A 1,299-nucleotide genomic window follows, 5' to 3' on the forward strand; every position below is an offset into this window, starting at 1 on the left:
GGGTCTGCCCCCGCTTTGGTTGACACTCGGGGTTTGCAGTAATCAGGCCGCGTTTGCGGCGGCGTAGATCATCTCAAACTCGACCGGGGTGAGCTTGCCGAGGGCGCGTTGGCGACGGCGTCGGTTGTACTTGGTCTCGATCCAGGTGACGATCGCGAGCCGGAGGTCTTCGCGGTTCTCCCAGCGCCTGGTGTTGAGGACGTTCTTCTGCAGAAGGCTGAAGAAGCTCTCCATGCTGGCGTTGTCTCCGGCGCCGTAGGAGCGGCCCATCGAGCCGATCAGGCCGTTGTTCGCCAGCAGCCGCTGGGTGCGCTTGGCACGAAATTGACCGCCTCTGTCCGAATGGCACACCGTCCCTACCGGGGAGCGCAACGCGATGGCGTTGCGCATCGCTGCCCGGGCGAGGGACGACTTCATCCGGGTGTCGATGGAGTAGCCGACGATCTTGTTCGACCACACGTCTTTGATCGCGCAGATGTAGAGCTTCCCTTCCCGGGTGGGGTGCTCGGAGATGTCCCACAGCCACACCTTGTTCGGCCCGTCGGCGAGGAACTCATGCCGCACGACGCCGTGCTCGTCCACGACCGCCAGCAGGTCATCGTGCGGGGCCGGGCCGGTCGAGCCCGGCTTGGAGCGCTTCTTGTGGTGGCTGGCGGTAATGCCGGCGATCCGGCACAGGCGATGCACGCGGTTCTCGCCGACCCTGATGCCATACTCGAGATCGAGCTCGTCGGTGAGGAACCTGTAGCCCAGGGTCGCGTCGTCGGCATGGAGACCGTAGAGCTTGTCGATGAGGTGGGCGTCGTCCCAGTCCCGCTGGCACAAGGGGTCGTTGAGCCACTTGTAGTACCCGGCCCTGGACAGGCCGAGGACCCGCAACGTCACCGCGACCGGCACCCTGATCGGGGCACCGGTCGCGGCCATCTCTCGGACGAGCGGGAAGACTATTTTCCCGGCAGGTTCGCCTGGGACAGGTAGGCGGCCGCACGGCGGAGGACCTCGTTCTCCTGCTCCAAGAGTCGGATCCGCTTGTTCGCTTCACGCAGCTGCTTGCGCTCGTCCTCGGTGATACCGGGACGGTTGCCGTCCTCGATGTCGGCCTGCTTCAACCAGTTGGTCAGCGAGCCTTCGGAGACGCCGAAGTCCTTCGCGATCTGTGCCAGCGGCGCCTGGCCCTTGCGGGCCACGGCCACGACGTCGTCGCGGAACTCCTTGGGGTAGGGCTTTGCCACGGGGACATCCTTCCGCCTGAGGCCGAAACCTCAGAGGTCAGGTGTCAACCAAACTCGGGGCAGACCC

The 1,299-nt window shown here is 65.4% G+C and carries 1 protein-coding gene; it reads right to left on the minus strand.

Annotated features, from left to right (window positions below):
* Positions 1-42: 42 nt before the first annotated feature.
* A protein-coding gene (locus BM236_RS18570; protein WP_245750429.1) for an IS3 family transposase occupies positions 43-1,232 on the minus strand; the annotation gives its coding sequence in 2 pieces (ribosomal slippage) (positions 43-951 and positions 954-1,232; 1,188 coding nt in all).
* Between the last annotated feature and the right edge of the window lie 67 nt (positions 1,233-1,299).

This window comes from Nocardioides terrae (genome assembly GCF_900112345.1).
In the GTDB taxonomy this organism is placed as follows: domain Bacteria; phylum Actinomycetota; class Actinomycetes; order Propionibacteriales; family Nocardioidaceae; genus Nocardioides; species Nocardioides terrae.